The organism is Colwellia sp. 75C3 (genome assembly GCF_002836255.1).
Classification (GTDB): domain Bacteria; phylum Pseudomonadota; class Gammaproteobacteria; order Enterobacterales; family Alteromonadaceae; genus Colwellia.
In genome coordinates, this window is sequence record NZ_PJAU01000049.1 from 61,356 (window position 1) to 76,770 (window position 15,415).

Annotated in this window: 11 protein-coding genes; 2 read left to right on the forward strand and 9 right to left on the reverse strand. The window is 35.8% G+C overall.

The features are described from left to right. Window positions 1-141: 141 nt before the first annotated feature. Window positions 142-1,110, reverse strand: a complete 969-nt coding sequence (locus tag CXF85_RS11300) for a DUF1186 domain-containing protein (protein ID WP_101228640.1) — start codon at window positions 1,108-1,110, stop codon at window positions 142-144. Window positions 1,111-1,649: 539 nt separating this feature from the next. Here CXF85_RS11300 and CXF85_RS11305 point away from each other — a divergent pair. After that, the gene (locus CXF85_RS11305; RefSeq protein WP_101228641.1) at window positions 1,650-3,500 is read left to right on the forward strand and encodes a DEAD/DEAH box helicase; all 1,851 of its coding nucleotides are present in this window, start codon (window positions 1,650-1,652) and stop codon (window positions 3,498-3,500) included. 805 nt (window positions 3,501-4,305) lie between these two features. On the opposite strand, the gene CXF85_RS11310 is transcribed toward CXF85_RS11305, so the two are convergent. The 4 genes from CXF85_RS11310 to CXF85_RS11325 all read right to left on the reverse strand — a co-directional run bounded on the left by CXF85_RS11310 (window position 4,306) and on the right by CXF85_RS11325 (window position 8,814). Beyond that, window positions 4,306-6,519 (reverse strand): YraN family protein, encoded by a 2,214-nt coding sequence (locus tag CXF85_RS11310; protein ID WP_232771165.1) that lies wholly within the window; start codon window positions 6,517-6,519, stop codon window positions 4,306-4,308. A 15-nt stretch (window positions 6,520-6,534) separates the two neighbouring features. Then, window positions 6,535-7,560: an HNH endonuclease gene (locus tag CXF85_RS11315; protein WP_101228642.1), complete on the reverse strand. Its 1,026-nt coding sequence runs from the start codon at window positions 7,558-7,560 to the stop codon at window positions 6,535-6,537. Window positions 7,561-7,847: 287 nt separating this feature from the next. After that, a complete protein-coding gene (locus tag CXF85_RS11320) occupies window positions 7,848-8,495 on the reverse strand; it encodes a peptidase M15 (protein ID WP_101228643.1) in 648 nt (215 codons plus the stop codon). Window positions 8,496-8,544: 49 nt separating this feature from the next. Then, complete coding sequence (locus CXF85_RS11325) at window positions 8,545-8,814, reverse strand: DUF4258 domain-containing protein (RefSeq protein WP_101228644.1); 270 nt, start codon at window positions 8,812-8,814, stop codon at window positions 8,545-8,547. A gap of 126 nt (window positions 8,815-8,940) precedes the next feature. On the opposite strand from CXF85_RS11325, the gene CXF85_RS11330 reads away from it, so the two are divergent. Beyond that, window positions 8,941-9,804: a WYL domain-containing protein gene (locus tag CXF85_RS11330; protein ID WP_157829082.1), complete on the forward strand. Its 864-nt coding sequence runs from the start codon at window positions 8,941-8,943 to the stop codon at window positions 9,802-9,804. A 73-nt stretch (window positions 9,805-9,877) separates the two neighbouring features. On the opposite strand, the gene CXF85_RS11335 is transcribed toward CXF85_RS11330, so the two are convergent. The 4 genes from CXF85_RS11335 to CXF85_RS11350 form a co-directional block, all read right to left on the reverse strand. Next, the gene (locus tag CXF85_RS11335) at window positions 9,878-12,040 is read right to left on the reverse strand and encodes an AAA family ATPase (RefSeq protein WP_101228646.1); all 2,163 of its coding nucleotides are present in this window, start codon (window positions 12,038-12,040) and stop codon (window positions 9,878-9,880) included. 131 nt (window positions 12,041-12,171) lie between these two features. Continuing rightward, on the reverse strand, window positions 12,172-13,161 hold the full coding sequence (locus CXF85_RS11340; protein WP_101228647.1) for a helix-turn-helix transcriptional regulator: 990 nt from the start codon (window positions 13,159-13,161) through the stop codon (window positions 12,172-12,174). 318 nt (window positions 13,162-13,479) lie between these two features. Next, window positions 13,480-14,565, reverse strand: coding sequence for an AAA family ATPase (locus tag CXF85_RS11345; protein ID WP_101228648.1), 1,086 nt, complete (start codon window positions 14,563-14,565; stop codon window positions 13,480-13,482). A 52-nt stretch (window positions 14,566-14,617) separates the two neighbouring features. Continuing rightward, complete coding sequence (locus tag CXF85_RS11350; RefSeq protein ID WP_101228649.1) at window positions 14,618-15,208, reverse strand: hypothetical protein; 591 nt, start codon at window positions 15,206-15,208, stop codon at window positions 14,618-14,620. Window positions 15,209-15,415 lie beyond the last annotated feature (207 nt).

Below are 15,415 nucleotides of genomic sequence, written 5' to 3' on the forward strand. Positions count from 1 at the left end.
GTTCACACAAAATATTTTCCCATAAGCGTATTACTCCATTCTTACGGGGTATTTCTAAGCGAGTATTTTGTTTGAGACATACTTTGACTATGTAATTATGCCTCACGGATCAAGCTTAATAAGCCATTCCAGTTTGCAGAACTACCTTAAACAACACTTCTTATATTTTTTTCCACTGCCACACGGACAAGGATCATTACGGCCAGCCGTAGGTAATGAACTGACGGGTACACTATTCTCTAAAATTGTATTTTCGTCATACAGGATATTAGCCAATAAACCGCCTTCCCCCATTAACGAATCAAAGCCTTCAAAGTCTTCCATGTCTTCATTTACAAGACTATCAAGTTCTTCATCTTCTGAGTCATCTTCAGCCCAAGTACTTAAAATGGCAACAACATTAAATTGGGTTTGAATCATACCCGATTCAATCAACTTAGGCGTACCTGCCCTATTCCACGCTTTAACTTCATCTTGTTTAAAACGGTCTTCATCAAATAAATCTTTGTCACATAAACTAATAAACTGACTTTTAAAATCATCAAGTTGATATTCAATGCAAGAATCGGCTAATGCGCTAAGTAAAAAGCTATTGGTTAAACTCGGTAAAGCCGAAAATACAGTTAGCCATCGAGTTACATGTGCACTTAATACGAATTCATCAATAATACCCGATTCGTACTGTGCAAATACCGCTTCAATAGCAGATGCTTTGCAATACATAGCTTGATGACCATCAACAATATAATTACACAATGCTTGTGTATTACCATCGACCACATTATAAAATAAGGTCGGCGTTAATTCAGTAAGCGCATCGCCAAATACAGCTTCTAGAGGCGTTAAAAACGTATCGCTACGTGCAAATAACTGCAAACACTTTTCTAACGCTGGAGAATATTTTAATTCCGCTAATAATAACGTACCAAAAAATAAAATGGTCTGCTGCTCGTCGGTTAGCGATGTATCATCTTCGATAAATTGATCTATCAGCCGTTCTAATTCAGGATAAAATTCTACCCATTTTTCTTTAACCACTTCGAGACCTGTAATAGGTAATTCGTTGTCTTGTGCATCACCTATTGCCAATAAAGCTTGTTGTAAATTCATGTGAATTCCGTGATAAATAATAAATTATGAGTACATATGCCGCATATTATATATTAAAACGTCTTATTCCCGTTACCATTCAAAGCATCAAATTCAGTCGATAAAAAACCGCGACTCGTTAAAATTTCGGTTTTTAGAATGTGGCGGGCAGAATGGGACGAGTATAGGCACTGGTTGTATTCAATAAAATTACCACTCGAGTAAACTCATTATCACTATAGATAAGAAATCAAACAGAAAAATAGCCTGTTTGATTTGTATGAAGAACTTTCTAATTATTTAGAGTAGTCTGTAAAAAACATTGTGTAACTGCCTATCACTACTACGTTGTATTACTTTTTGTAGAACAATCTTTTTCAGGCTCAATTGCCTCAGTGATAGACCCCGTTATACGCAGCATTTCATTCTCTTTTTAAAGCCTACTCTCTAGATTAGCCTGCGCAAACTAATAAAGGTATAAAGTTGGCTTTAAATTTTAGAATCATCCACTCTTTTGCTATTATAGCTGCTATCCGTTCCCTATAAGGCAGCAGCACTGCGTGGCAGTTTTTCAACTTAGAGATTATCAACAAGAAGCCGTTTCTGCGGTGCTCAAACACTTTCGAAAAAGCAACGAATCTGCGGTGATTGTTTTACCTACTGGCTCAGGTAAAAGTCTGGTCATTGCCGAGCTTGCTCGCTTAGCACGACGAAAGATACTCGTACTAACTCACGTTAAAGAGTTGGTCGAGCAAAATCATGAAAAATATGAAAGCTATGGTGTTACTGCCGGTATTTATTCTGCGGGATTAAAACTTAAAGAAACTCAATACCAAGTCACGTTCGCCAGCATACAATCCGCAGCCCGCAATCTGGATGACTTTAGTGAGCCCTACTCCTTAATTATTATTGACGAATGTCATAGAGTTAATTTGGCCAGCGATGAGTCGGCTAAAGACAAAGCTAAAAGCGAAGCCAATAGTAATCAGTATCAAAAAATCATTGAGAAGTTGAGGCAAGTTAATTCCGAAGTAAAATTACTAGGTTTAACCGCTACCCCTTATCGTTTAGGCATGGGTTGGATTTATAAAAAGCATTATCGTGGCTTTATGCGAAGTGAAGAAAAGCGGCCTTTTGAGCACTGTATTTATGAACTACCGCTAAGTTACTTAATTAAACGCCAGTATTTAACCGAACCCAATTTAGTCGATGCCACCATAGAGCACTATGATTTTAGTAGCCTGCGAGCAAACGCCTCTGGTGAATATAGTCCTACGGATATGAATCATCTATTAAACAAAAATCCCCGGGTGACTCAAAGCATTATTGAGCAGGTCATTGAGTTAGGTCATAAACGTCAAGGTATTATGGTATTTGCCGCTACAGTTGAACATGCAAAGGAAGTCTTTAGTTATTTACCCGCCAAATTGAGTGCGTTAATTACCGGGGCTACCGACAACACTGAGCGCGATATGTTAATTAAGGCATTCAAGCGTAAAGAAATTAAATACCTGGTTAATGTTTCAGTATTAACCACTGGCTTTGATGCGCCCCATGTCGATATGATTGCGATATTACGTCCAACACAATCTGTTAGCCTCTATCAGCAAATCATCGGTCGTGGTCTGCGTTTGAGTGATAACAAAAAAGATTGCTTGGTGATTGACTATACGGGCAATGATTTTGACCTCTATCATCCGGAAGTCGGTGAAAAAAAACCAAATAGTAAAAGTCAGCCAGTGCAAGTTGTTTGCCCAAGTTGTGAATTTCCCAATATATTTTGGGGTATTTGTGATGATGACGGTTATTTAGTGGAACACTACGGCCGACGATGTAAAGGCCTTGTCGATACTGGCAGTGAAGAACAAGCATACCTCGTAGAAAGCCAGAGCCAATGTGACTATCGTTTTGTCTTTAAAGAATGTCCTCACTGCGGTGGTGAAAATGACATAGCTGCTCGTAACTGTTTACAGTGCCTTGAAGTATTGGTTGACCCCGATGATATGTTAAAAAAGGCACTAAAACTTAAAGATTCAAAAATTATTCGCTGCGCAGGTCTTAATTTAAGCAGAGTTAATGGCAAGGTCAGTGATAAGGCAGCTGATAAGTTAAAAATCACTTACCATGATGAGGAAGGCACTGAACTCAATGAATCTTTTGACTTTACTAAGCCGAATCAGGTTAAAGCGTTCAACGATATTTTTGCTAAACGCCTTAGCGCTAAAATCAGTGTTCAACTGGGCTCTACAGACTCGTTTGAAGTGACAAGTATTGAACAAGCCTTAAAGCTAGCTAACATATTGCCGTGCCCAGATTTTGTCATTGCCAGAAAACAAAAGTACTACTGGCGTATTAAAGACAGACTTTTTGACTATCAAGGTAAATACCGGAAAGCCAATGAGCTCAAATAAACCCAAAAACTCATTCAAAGGTTGCCTGAATGTGGCGGTAAGGTAGAGATTTGAATCCTAGGTATTCGATTCACGCTAAAAATTCAAATAGTTATTTAGGCTGTAGAAAACAAAAAACCGCTAATTTTTAGATTAACGGGCTTTTCTAAATGTGGCGGTGAGATAAAGATTTGAACTCTACGTTGGAGGTGTTGTGCTACAAACCCTTTACCTATTTTATAATCTAGTGACTAAATCCAAAACGAAAAAAAACCGCTAATCTTTCGATTAGGGTTTTTTAATGTGGCAGTGAGATAAAGATTAGAACTCTACGTTGGAGGTGTTGTGCTACAAACCCTTTACCTATTTTATAATCTAGTGACTAAATCCAAAACGAAAAAAAACCGCTAATCTTTCGATTAGCGGTTTTTTAATGTGGCGGTGAGATAGAGATTTGAACTCTAGAAGGGCTACAAACCCTTGCCGGTTTTCAAGACCGGTTTATTTCAACTAATATTCAAGCACTTAACTATCGAAGAGGTAACACGAAGGGAAAATAAATACGTTATAAATCAAGTCAGTTTGATTTTGAGTTACCACGTTATCCATATTTTCGCCTGCTTCAAAACCTTATATTAGGTGAAAGTTACGTTGTCCTTTAGTGATTGGGAATATTACGATCAACTACAACCAACTTGGTAAATGTACTTACAAAAAAGCGTTTATGGCTATGAACATTAAGTGGCACGATTATGAAACCCTTTATAATTTAAAGGGCTAGAGTTAAGTGTGGTAGCTTTGTGTACGCTTTGGGGTACACAAAAGATTATTCCGTCCTCTTTTCTAATAAAGACTCCCAGATTTTCGAGTTTTCAATAACATCAACAAACGACTCGGCACTAAAGCCATTTTGATACAACGAATCAACCTCTCTGTCATTTTTGTCATCACCACGTAGCTCTGTCATATCCATTAAAAGGTTAGCATCATCGTTTAATGCTATATGTAGCTCCTCAACAGAAACCTTTAAAAAATCATTAAAACATTCATGATCAAACTCCATACACGTATCAGCAATCCAACCAATAGCCGTACAATGTGAACCTTCACCAATTCCAATTGATGATTTAAACTGATTATCAGTTAATAAAAGATGCTTAACCGCATCAGTTTTGCGCTTTATTTGTAAACCTGCTTTCCTTAATGCATGGTTTTTATAGCCTATAGCCTCCCTTTTACTACTTCTTCTATAAGTAGATTTCACTTCAATAACCAGCACAAAGTCGTCTAACTTACATATCAAGTCTATTTCACCTGGGTTCATAGACTCACAACTGGGAGGCATATAACTATCAAGTACAGTAAAGCCACGTTTTCTGAAGGACTCACCAAGCCGCTCTTCAATTCTAGAGGTTTCACTTTTTAATTCAGCTCTGCTGTTTGCAAAACGTCGAAGATTATTAATAGCATTAACATTCGTTAATTGACATGCCATCATCCATGGAAGTTGAACGCTATAATTACCTATTTTAAAAATTGGGCGTTCAGTTAATTCTGGAAGTTTTAGCCTGTTACTATTTTGTAGTTCGTTGCTCCATCTTTTAAAATCAAGTGACCAAAAATCTAATATAGACTCTGCTGCCTTTAAGTTACCCTTTGGAAAGACATCTGACACTGTCCAGCCAACTATATTTTTAGCTTTTTGTTTCCAATTGAGCCAGGTAATTGGGAATCGATTTTGAAACTCATTATTATTAGTATCAAGTAATCCCCCCATCGCCAACATAGTCAGAGCTCCTTGCCATTGCCCTGTGTTTTCGTACTCTCTAAAAAATACTTCGGTATAATCTTTATTGTAAAAAGCAAGCATCAACTCAAGTGATAACAAAGCTTGGAAAACTTCAACGTTCATACCATTATCAGTTGATACAGTTTTATCGACACCGTATATTTCACTCAGCTGTAAAGCAGAGCCAAGGGCCTTGATATAAGCTGTTTGGTTCAATTCGTGATAATCTTTAGAACCTATTTTCTGCTCTGCCATTCCTGATTTAATAAAATCTTTTAAACCACGATTAAGCCAATAGCCTTCGAGTAGATTTAGCTTTTCCCCGTTTAACTCCCATTCTTGATTTACAACATTATCTAAAACGGTACGATCTAATTGATTCCCGTTTAAAAAGTAACTTTCTTCATCATCAAAACAAAACGGCACAACACTCCGCGAAAGAAACTCATTGAGTTCAACTTGTGCCTGAATCAACTCAGAAAACTGAAATATAAGTGTTTCCGCAATAATAGGGCTATCACTGCTTGGGAATAATATAGGTGATAAATGAAGTTTCAGTGATTCGGCAATCACTCTATCGGTTAACTTAAATGAAGCGGGATCTGAGTTACTGATCTTCCACTCTACTATTTTGGTCAAGGCATTAAACTTAGCGGTTATACATATGACTTCACCATCCAAGGAGATGTTAGGCTCTACAAAACCTTTAAATGCATATAAGCTTGAATAACTTAACAGCTCAAAAATAGATAATTTTTCAAAAGGCTTTTGATATTGAGCAAGTAAATCTAGTCTTTGTTTATGTGCCAGCTGGAAACATTCACAGACTTTAATTAACTTAGACAACGAACCAGGCACCGTTTCACCTAATTTCTTTATCTCAGCCCATTTGTCACTTACTGGTCGTAATACAACTTCAGAATGTCGTAGCCCCTTGCAAACTGACGATGGTGAGTTTTTGGTTATTTGCTTTAACAAATTAAAATTAGTTGTATTGTTTTGGGAGAAATAACGAGACAAAGCGAGAACAAAAGCATTAGAAGTTAAAACCTCTGTACTGAAATCCCAAATTACTTTGGAAGACCAAAAAAGATTGTCTTTATTAACCTTTTTCTGTTTGTTTGATTTTAATGGTTTCCCTGCAAGGTAAGCATCAATGACTTCCAATGATGCTTCATCACAACTACACCCTTTTTCGAGTAGGGTTAAATATTTCTGTTCAAAGTAAGTTATGTTTACTTCCAAATTCATGTTTTGTGCCTTACTTTATTTGATATTCTTTTCATTAAATTTTCCATTGTGATATTTCATGTACATGTCAAACCTTCTTCCTTCTGACAGGTTCAGTTGGTAGGTGTCACAGTGAATCTTAGCCTTATCAATATAAATCCCTAACTTATCCAAGCTTTCAATATTTGCAGTTTTTAAAAAGTCATCATTAAGGATTAATTTATAATTCCCTTCGCTCTCTTTAATGAAAGTAACAAGATAGTTATCAAATAATTTATCTATATGTGCGCACAATAATAAACCATTAGCACCATCTAACCTTTCTTGCTTACTTTCACATTCACTCCATGGTTTTATGTGAGATGCAATCAACATTGCAGGTATATCACAACCTGTTACTGCACACTTTTCACTCCCCCAAAAAGATTTAACATTGTCCTTAAACTCACCCTGACCGATCCTGGACATTACTATCTTTTCTCTTTCTGTTTGGTCTAGTGAGTCATCATCAAATAAGTTATCAATATCATTGAAAAATGTACTTTCTTCTTTTGAAGAATCCATATTATTATCTGAATTACTTGTTGATTTGATCTCTACAGGCAATGTTCCAGAAAAGGAATTTTTCTCAAATAAAAGAGGCTCTGGTGCTATAACGCTTTCACACAAAAATTTAAGCTTAGTTTTATAACTCAACGGACTAGAATCTTTTAATTTACATTCAGACTCTAAAATTGATATTTCAGATGTTGCAACATAATTTACAATATTTATCGAGTTTTCAATAACTAAAGCCCAAGTGAATATGTCAGACCAAATAACAACAAAGTGAGCTTTACCATACTTAAGTTCTCTATTTCTTTGCAGTTCAGAGCCCCTTCGAAAAAGCTCTTTGGCACTATTATTTCTTCTTGATGGATTACCAAAAAGAGCATTTTCAAAGCTATCAAATGGTGTAACTGGATTATGCCAAGGCTTTTTATCTGTACAAACCCTATAATTAAGACTTAACTTCTTATCTTTGGCTTTAAGAAGCTGCTTCCAACTCGTGTATATTGTCATATATATTTCCTTTATTACCTTGAATGTCCAATTGGTAGCTCAAATCTTGGTTTAAATTCATTTAGTAATTAGCTCTCAGTTAGTTCAAGTATCCCAATGTCAGCAAAATAGAACCAGAAGTAGCTTTTCGATACTTTTATCTCGCACCTTACTGAGTCTAAACTTAACTTTTTGCTCTTTTTTTGATCAACTTGCAATTCGGAAATACCTTAAAATGTTTCAATTCCTTCATTACACTTGGGACAAAAAATAATATTTTCCATAATGTTCTCCTTAACTTATTGAAGTTAACTTACAAGGTTTTCGATATTTGTAAACCGCACCAGAGGTGAAATATTCAAATATTTATCATGTATAACGTTATTTTTAACTAACGCTTCTTTGTTGTTAGTGTCAGGGTTAATCAAAAATGACTTTATATTTTGTTTCACATTAGGATTTTTTGACCAACGTATATTGAAAGCTGCATTACTATTAAAAAAGCAAATATCAGCATAGTTTGGTAAATTTTCATGTAGCCACCAAGCTAACGATGCCCAGTCACCTGTTTTATTAAAATAAGGCAAAAACTTTGGAATAACTACACAGGCACTAGCACCGATAACGTTATTCTTGTCAGGAATATCCCAAATATGAGCACCAAAATTACTGTTATTAGAAGCGCAATTCAGTTTGTTTTTGTTACCAAATTCATTTACTGCACTAGAACGATAGCCAGAACGAATGTGAATACGACCCCAAGATTTTTGCATTGGCTCCAGCAATTGCTCACATAATTGTGATCCTGCCTCAACAGCTGTATCTAAATTATCTGGTAGATTACTAATATGATTTGCAATAGCTATTTCAGAATATAAAAAGTCACGAAGGAAAAAGTGTTCTGAAAGCTGTATTCGACCTATTCTTTCTAATTCATTAAATAAATATTTAGTCATTATTAACTCCCTTTTATTTTTAATATTTGCCTAAGTTTATAACTGTTGTTTATTTTCTACTTCTTTTAAATCGACGATAGCGGTGCCCTACTGTAATAATGCGATCACCTTTCATAACTACATATATCCCTGTAACCTTCTCTAACAATGATTTTGAAATAAGTTTCAAGGGAACTAACTTTTTACAAAGAGATTTTCGTAAACTAAATATTTCGCAGCCATGGTGAAACTCAACCTCACCAAAATCGAGTAGAACTTCAATAGTGCTAGGTGAAATAGCTCTTTGCTGCATTCGTATTTCGGCATGAGTTGAGTACATTTTCTGTCTCCATATTAGTTAAAACGTTAATTGACTACCCAATGAATTATATGTATCTTTTGTATACATGCAATATTTATGTACACATGTAATTTTGTACATGTATACTTTTCAAGCAGGTTAACGATGAATACCAAAAGACATTTAGATGACGATTTGAAATTAGATCTATATAGACGACTCAGACTGATTGAGATGATCGCTTTATGGGAAGGGAGGCTAACTTCAAATAGCTTGAACCAGACCTTTGGTATAAAACGACAACAAGCTTCAAAAGACATTAGTTATTACCGTACTGATTGCCCGGGTAATTTAGTGTACGACACTAAGCTCAAGGGCTATAAAACTACTGACAGTTTCAACCCAAAATATACTGACGGTACGCTTGATGAGTATTTAAGGTTTCTAGCTTTTAACCAAGAAGCTGCTAAACATGTATCCGCTATAGAACAAGTAAACACACCAATAGAGATAATCAGGCCACCAAATAGATCTGTTGATCCTGAAATTGTTAGAGCGCTCATTAAAGCCTGTCGCAATAAAGACCGAATAGATGTTAAATACGCGTCAGTATCATCGCCATTAGGAAAAGAGCGAATAATGACTCCTCATACGCTCATTAGTAGCGGTTATCGCTGGCATGTTCGCGCGTATTGTGAGGAAGCTAAAAAATATAAAGATTTCGTGCTAGGACGTTTTTTAGAAATTATAAGCACTAACGAAGAGCCTCTTGATATACCTGAAGATCATGACTGGAATACATTTATTGATTTAGTCATAGTCCCCAACCCAAACTATAGCAAAGACCAACAAAGGCTTTTTGCTAGAGAGAGAGGAATGAATGGGATGAAGCAAGTTGTAAATATTAGAGCTCCGTTGGCGCAATATTACTTACAGCTTATGCATATCCCATTTAGTGATTATGGTCCAGATATGAAGCACTCCATTATCCTTGAAAATCTCGACCAGGTTAAAGTGCATCTATTTTGATGATTTTCTGTCGTCACGATTAGTCTAGGCTTACATGGTCATTCACAATATGCGTAAGCGAAGTTATCAAAAGCTAAATAAATCCTATCGGCTTAGCTTCTGTTTGTTTGTATGCCGACTCATCAATCAGAATATCTAATATCTCACTTTCAGTAAACGTCCCAAGCAAAGCTGATTTTCTTGCGACTACAGCAAAGTCACCAGGAGTTAAATTAAGCAATTTATTAATCTGTACTTTTGATTTTTGGCTTATTTGAGCTGTTAATTGTTTGAACATTTTTATCGATTGTTCTGGCTTTAAATAATCTAACTTAATTTTAAAATCAAAACGCCTAGCAACGGCATGATCTAGCTTTTTATTAAAGTTTGTTGTTGCTATAAAGACACCATCAAAGTTTTCCATTTGAGTCAGCATTTCATTCACCATAGTTGATTCCCAGTTCTGACTGCTACCCTCTCGAGAGTTTAAGAAACTGTCGACTTCATCCAATAATAATATCGCGTTCTTTTCTTTTGCCTCATCAAATGCTGCGGCTATATTTTTTTCAGTTTCCCCTACATAGCAACCTAGCAAATCAGAAGCGCTTTTAGTGATTAAAGGCATACCAACCTCTTCTGCAAGATATTTAGCGTATGCTGACTTACCCGTCCCAGGAGGCCCATATAGCAAGATACGAGACTCACCCAAACGGTTAATGCCTTTTTGCACAACGCTCAAATCATGCCCAATACAGTTAGTCAGTGATAAGTCATAATCTAAACGTGAAGACTTTTGTATATCTTTTAATTTTGGGTAACTACCTGCAACGAGATACCCATTTAACAACATAGTCATTTGCTCTTCTGCGTTAGTTGCCGTCAGGCCAAACGTTTTTGTTACGTTAATCGTTTTTTCAATATGCGCAATTGACAGGTTTTTATGATGGCAAATATGTTTAATAAACTCACTTGATAAGCGTAGCCCCTTACTTAGTTTCCGTATTTTATTTTCATAGTTTTCCGGCTCTGGTGATGTGATCTCCATCACTATATCAAAGCGACGTACATAAGCGTCATCAAGGCTGGAAGGATTATTAGTTATCCAAATTGTTGGCTTAATAGAACACTCTAAAATTTTGTTTATCTGATGTTTTCTTATATTTCTCCCTCTTGAAACACTCTCATAAAAGAAATCATCACATTCATCTACTAACAAAATAATATTACCAAGTTGTTCACATAGCACTTGAGTCCTTAATAACTCACTTGCCATATTTTCGGAAAGATTACCGCGCCCATCATTATTTGAGTTTTTACTAATATCAAATAAATCACAGCCAAGAGCACTGGAAATCGTTTTAACTAATTCGGTTTTCCCTACGCCTGGCTCACCATGCAATAAAATGTTCACTCCCCGTTGTTTAAGTGCTATTGCTGTCTCTAAATACTCGAACATAGGTATAAACTGATCGGAGGAAAAATCTAATGGTGTCAATGAAGTTTTATAGTTTAATTGATAACATTGTCTAATTAAGTGCTCTACTGAGTTCAGCTCTGGATGGCTACTGATAACAGGAATAAACTTCTGAGGGAGCTCAACATTCGCCAGCAGTATCCTTATATCAATGCATGAATAGCTTTGAAGGTGAATACTTTCTTCATCTTGATTCACTAATAAACTATCACAGGCCTGTTCAGCGAGTTCATAGCCTATAAGAGCTTTATTAATATCACTTTCACTGATACCAATAATATTTAACAGTAGAAACTTAGAATCTTCATTATTTCCGTAGTCAGAATTAAGCTCGTCTACCAATTGACGAAAAGGATCTGAAACCTGCTTAAGATAACAAAATAGGTACAACCTGAAATATAAGCGAGGATGTTTCGTACTTTTTGCTAAAGTACGAATATTTTGGTAAAACTTAGCTTCTGTCAAAGTAGATAATGACATTTCTTCAATAATGTTGTTCAGCCATTTCAGTTGATGATCTTGTTTAGTATTTTTTGTTTTACGTAAGAACTTTGGGATATCAATTTTGTGTATCCCATTTACAAAACGTCTTGGCATACCTAACGCAGCCAAACTACGGACTATGAGAGACTCATCAATCAAATCATCTAATACTAAACAATGAGTCTGAATTTGCTGTAGTAATTTATAAATACAACAAAGCACTAGTGGTTGCTCATGCATAATTAATGCATAAGGTTTAGCTTCTATTTTTAATGCAGGAGTTTTTTTTCTAATAGCCATAGTTGTCTCTTTTAGTACTTAAATAAAGGAACTATGACTATTGTATTTGTGCCACCGACAGCTGTTGTCGCCACCTAAACGTTAGTGGTGAGCAATACCTTCAACAGTCTTTACTGATAAAAATTCATTATTCAAAACACTTCACCTGTTTTACGCTCTTCTAGAGCATCAACTAAATTTTCTGGCTCCAATACCTGCACCAATTTACCGTAACCTAATAGAAAGTGAACAAGACTATAGGTAAAATCGACCGTCGCTGTTAACAACGCGCACTGTCGTCCAGTACTGCCAGTAAAAAATTTAAGGTGTTGATCATCACTAAGTTTTGAATTTTCTAGTAGGTTTAATGCAGGGCCAGAAATATTCATTTTTAGCAATATTGGCTCTTCACTTATCATGAAGCCAGTTACATCCGAGCGTATAAATACTGAAACATCATCAGCACTCGGCAAATTATCTAAAAATTGGCGTTTTACTGATTGTATTTGTGATAATTTGAATAATTGAAAGATATCTGGTGAGCTAAGCTTGCTCGCCACTAAATACTGAACATAGTCTTTTATAATCAAACCATGAGCACTTAATGAATAATCAGCAACATCGCCATTATTTTTTCGATAATTGATTTTTACTTGTTGGACTTGTGCAACGGCCTCATAAACATCTTCCCTGATATTTTCACTAACCTCAGCAACAATCAAGGGCACCATACCTTGAACAACCTTAATTTTATCTTGCCAGTTTGCCATAACCGTATTCTGTGACAAAGTAGCCTCAGCTTTATCAAATCGAGGCTCTAAGGACTGCAAGGCTTTAAATGGCATAATATTTTTCAAGTGCTCTTTAGCTTGCAATAACAATAAAGATTCGCTTGGGGAAAGTGCAGGCAACAACTCGCGAGCATGGTTTATATAAGACCACTTATAGCCCTCGGGGCTATCATAATTAATCAACCCCATAACATCAGCAAGCTTATGTAAATCTCGCTCTACAGTACGAGTAGACGTTTTAAAACCATCATCGATTAATCGCTGATACAAATCCTTAGTAAGAACAAAAGCGGGATGCTTAGGAATAATTTTAAGCATGGTAATTTGTCTTAAAATAGTACTCTTATTCATGATGTTCCTTCACCTAACATAAAAAATGACTATAGCACCTTAATTGTCAAATAGTGTCGCTATGGATATTGGAGTTTAAATAAAATTTTATGTCACTAGAAGGTGACCAATGATAGGGGGGTGAGTAAGGTAAAATAAAGATTAGAGAAAGTATAAGGTTAATACTCACATTATTGCTCACTTATATATTCGTCAAACCAAGGGAGTAGATTGGGCTAAACCGATATGAATAATCATATGAATATCTTACCGTTGATTTTGAGTGGTTCTAAAAGCTAGCACAGGGATATCAACCCTGTGAGTAATGAACGTCTCTGTTTATAAGTTAAAGTCAGCCAGAGTAAGTGATTTTAATGATTCTTCAGAAAATGATTTTTCTTGGCAAAGGCGAGATGCCTGTTTTTGGATTAGTTTATCAAAACAGTTCCTCACAAAACGTGCATTAGCAAAGTTTTTCTCTTTGGCTTCTTCTTCGAATTTTATTTTTAGCTTTTCAACTAACGGTTCTTCAATGATATAGTCATTTTTATCAGCTAGGTCATGCATAATCTGAATTAGTTCAGGTGGACTGAAATCATCAAAATGCAACTCTACACTGAAACGAGATTTGAGACCGGGGTTAGATTCAAGAAAATCATTCATTTCATTTTTGTAGCCAGCCACTATAACAACTAAATCATCACGATCATTCTCTAAAGCTGTCAATAATGCTTCCACAACCGCTTTTCCAAAAGAGTCGTCAGATGAGTTTTTATCAAATAGGGAGTAGGCTTCATCGATAAAAAGCACACCTCCCTTGGCATCCTCCAGAATTTTTTTAACCTGTTTTTCTGTGTGCCCTATATATTGCCCAACCAAGTTAGCTTTTGTTACTTCTTTAAAGTGCCCCTTTGAAACGACCCCCATCTCTTTAAATAATTTACCTATAATACGTGCAGCCGTTGTTTTTCCAGTTCCTGGATTACCAGTAAATACCATATGCTTAGCAACGACAACGGCCTGAAGTCCACACTCTTTACGCTGTTTATTAACTGATATATGATTGTACAAATCACGAACATTGTCCTTTATTTTCTGGAGGCCTACTAGGCTATCTAGCCCTCCAAGAATATTTTCACAACAATCTGAATTCAATGTGTCTTCTCGCGAAACATCCGTATTGTCAAGTGAAGCTATTATATTATTTATTGATTCCTGTTTTCCCGTGTAAGTGATACCTATAGAACTACAAATATATTTTATGTCTTGATAATATACATGTTCTAAAGCTTCTTGCAGTGAAATTGCGCTTAAAACTGAAGTAATTAGTTCGCTCTTGTTACCTGATTTAGATAATTCAAGTTGTCCTAAAACATTTTGTATATCTTCTTTGTATAGTAAACTTAATACACTAGATTCATTCATATTTTACTTACTCTTTGTTAAGGGTGGTAGTGCTTATCTTACTTGATTTATATTATTCGTCCGGATGGCATATATCATTCATTATCTTTTCCCAATCTAATTTTTCATAATCCATAGGGCTTCCTACCCCCTCTAATGTGATTGCAGGATGTGCAAATCCCCTCCAACAACTGGGTGAGTAATTCTGAGATGGAATTTCCACATAACGCTCCCCTGATTTTATTCTCAAGAAGATCCTATTATCTCTAATAGCGATATAAAAATCATGATTGGGGAAGGCATCTAAAAATGTAGCAAGGTTATTTTCATTGCACGGAATCATGCCTATTCTGTTGCTCAAAGTAGCTGTTGAAGGGTTTTTATCAACGAGACTTATATTGAACCTCACTTCATGTGGGGCCTCATAACTTTTAATTTCAGTGACTTTATATGGAATAAGGAATTCGAAACTTCCGACTATGTTTTTGTTGAGGAAATTATTTATTTTTTTTGAAAGTACTTTGCCAGGCTCTAGTAAATCTACTTCTCCGCTTTTTATTGGGTTGAACGAAAAATATACCTCAACTTCACCATATTGTTGTCCTCTATATGCGTAATTGAAAGCAATTGGTATGGATATTCCCTTTATCTTAGTACTTTTCATAGTAAATACTCTCCTTGTAATGGGCGCAAATTATCAAAGATGATACTTGCTGATCCTTTGCCCTGATTTAATAACTCGTAGGGGCTTAAATTTAATATTACTGGATTCGTTTAATGAATACCATCTCTTCTATTAAAGGGTAGTCCGCTGTAAAATCAGGCTATTCTATCGCCAAAATATTCTAAGAATATTTGGGATATTTCTACT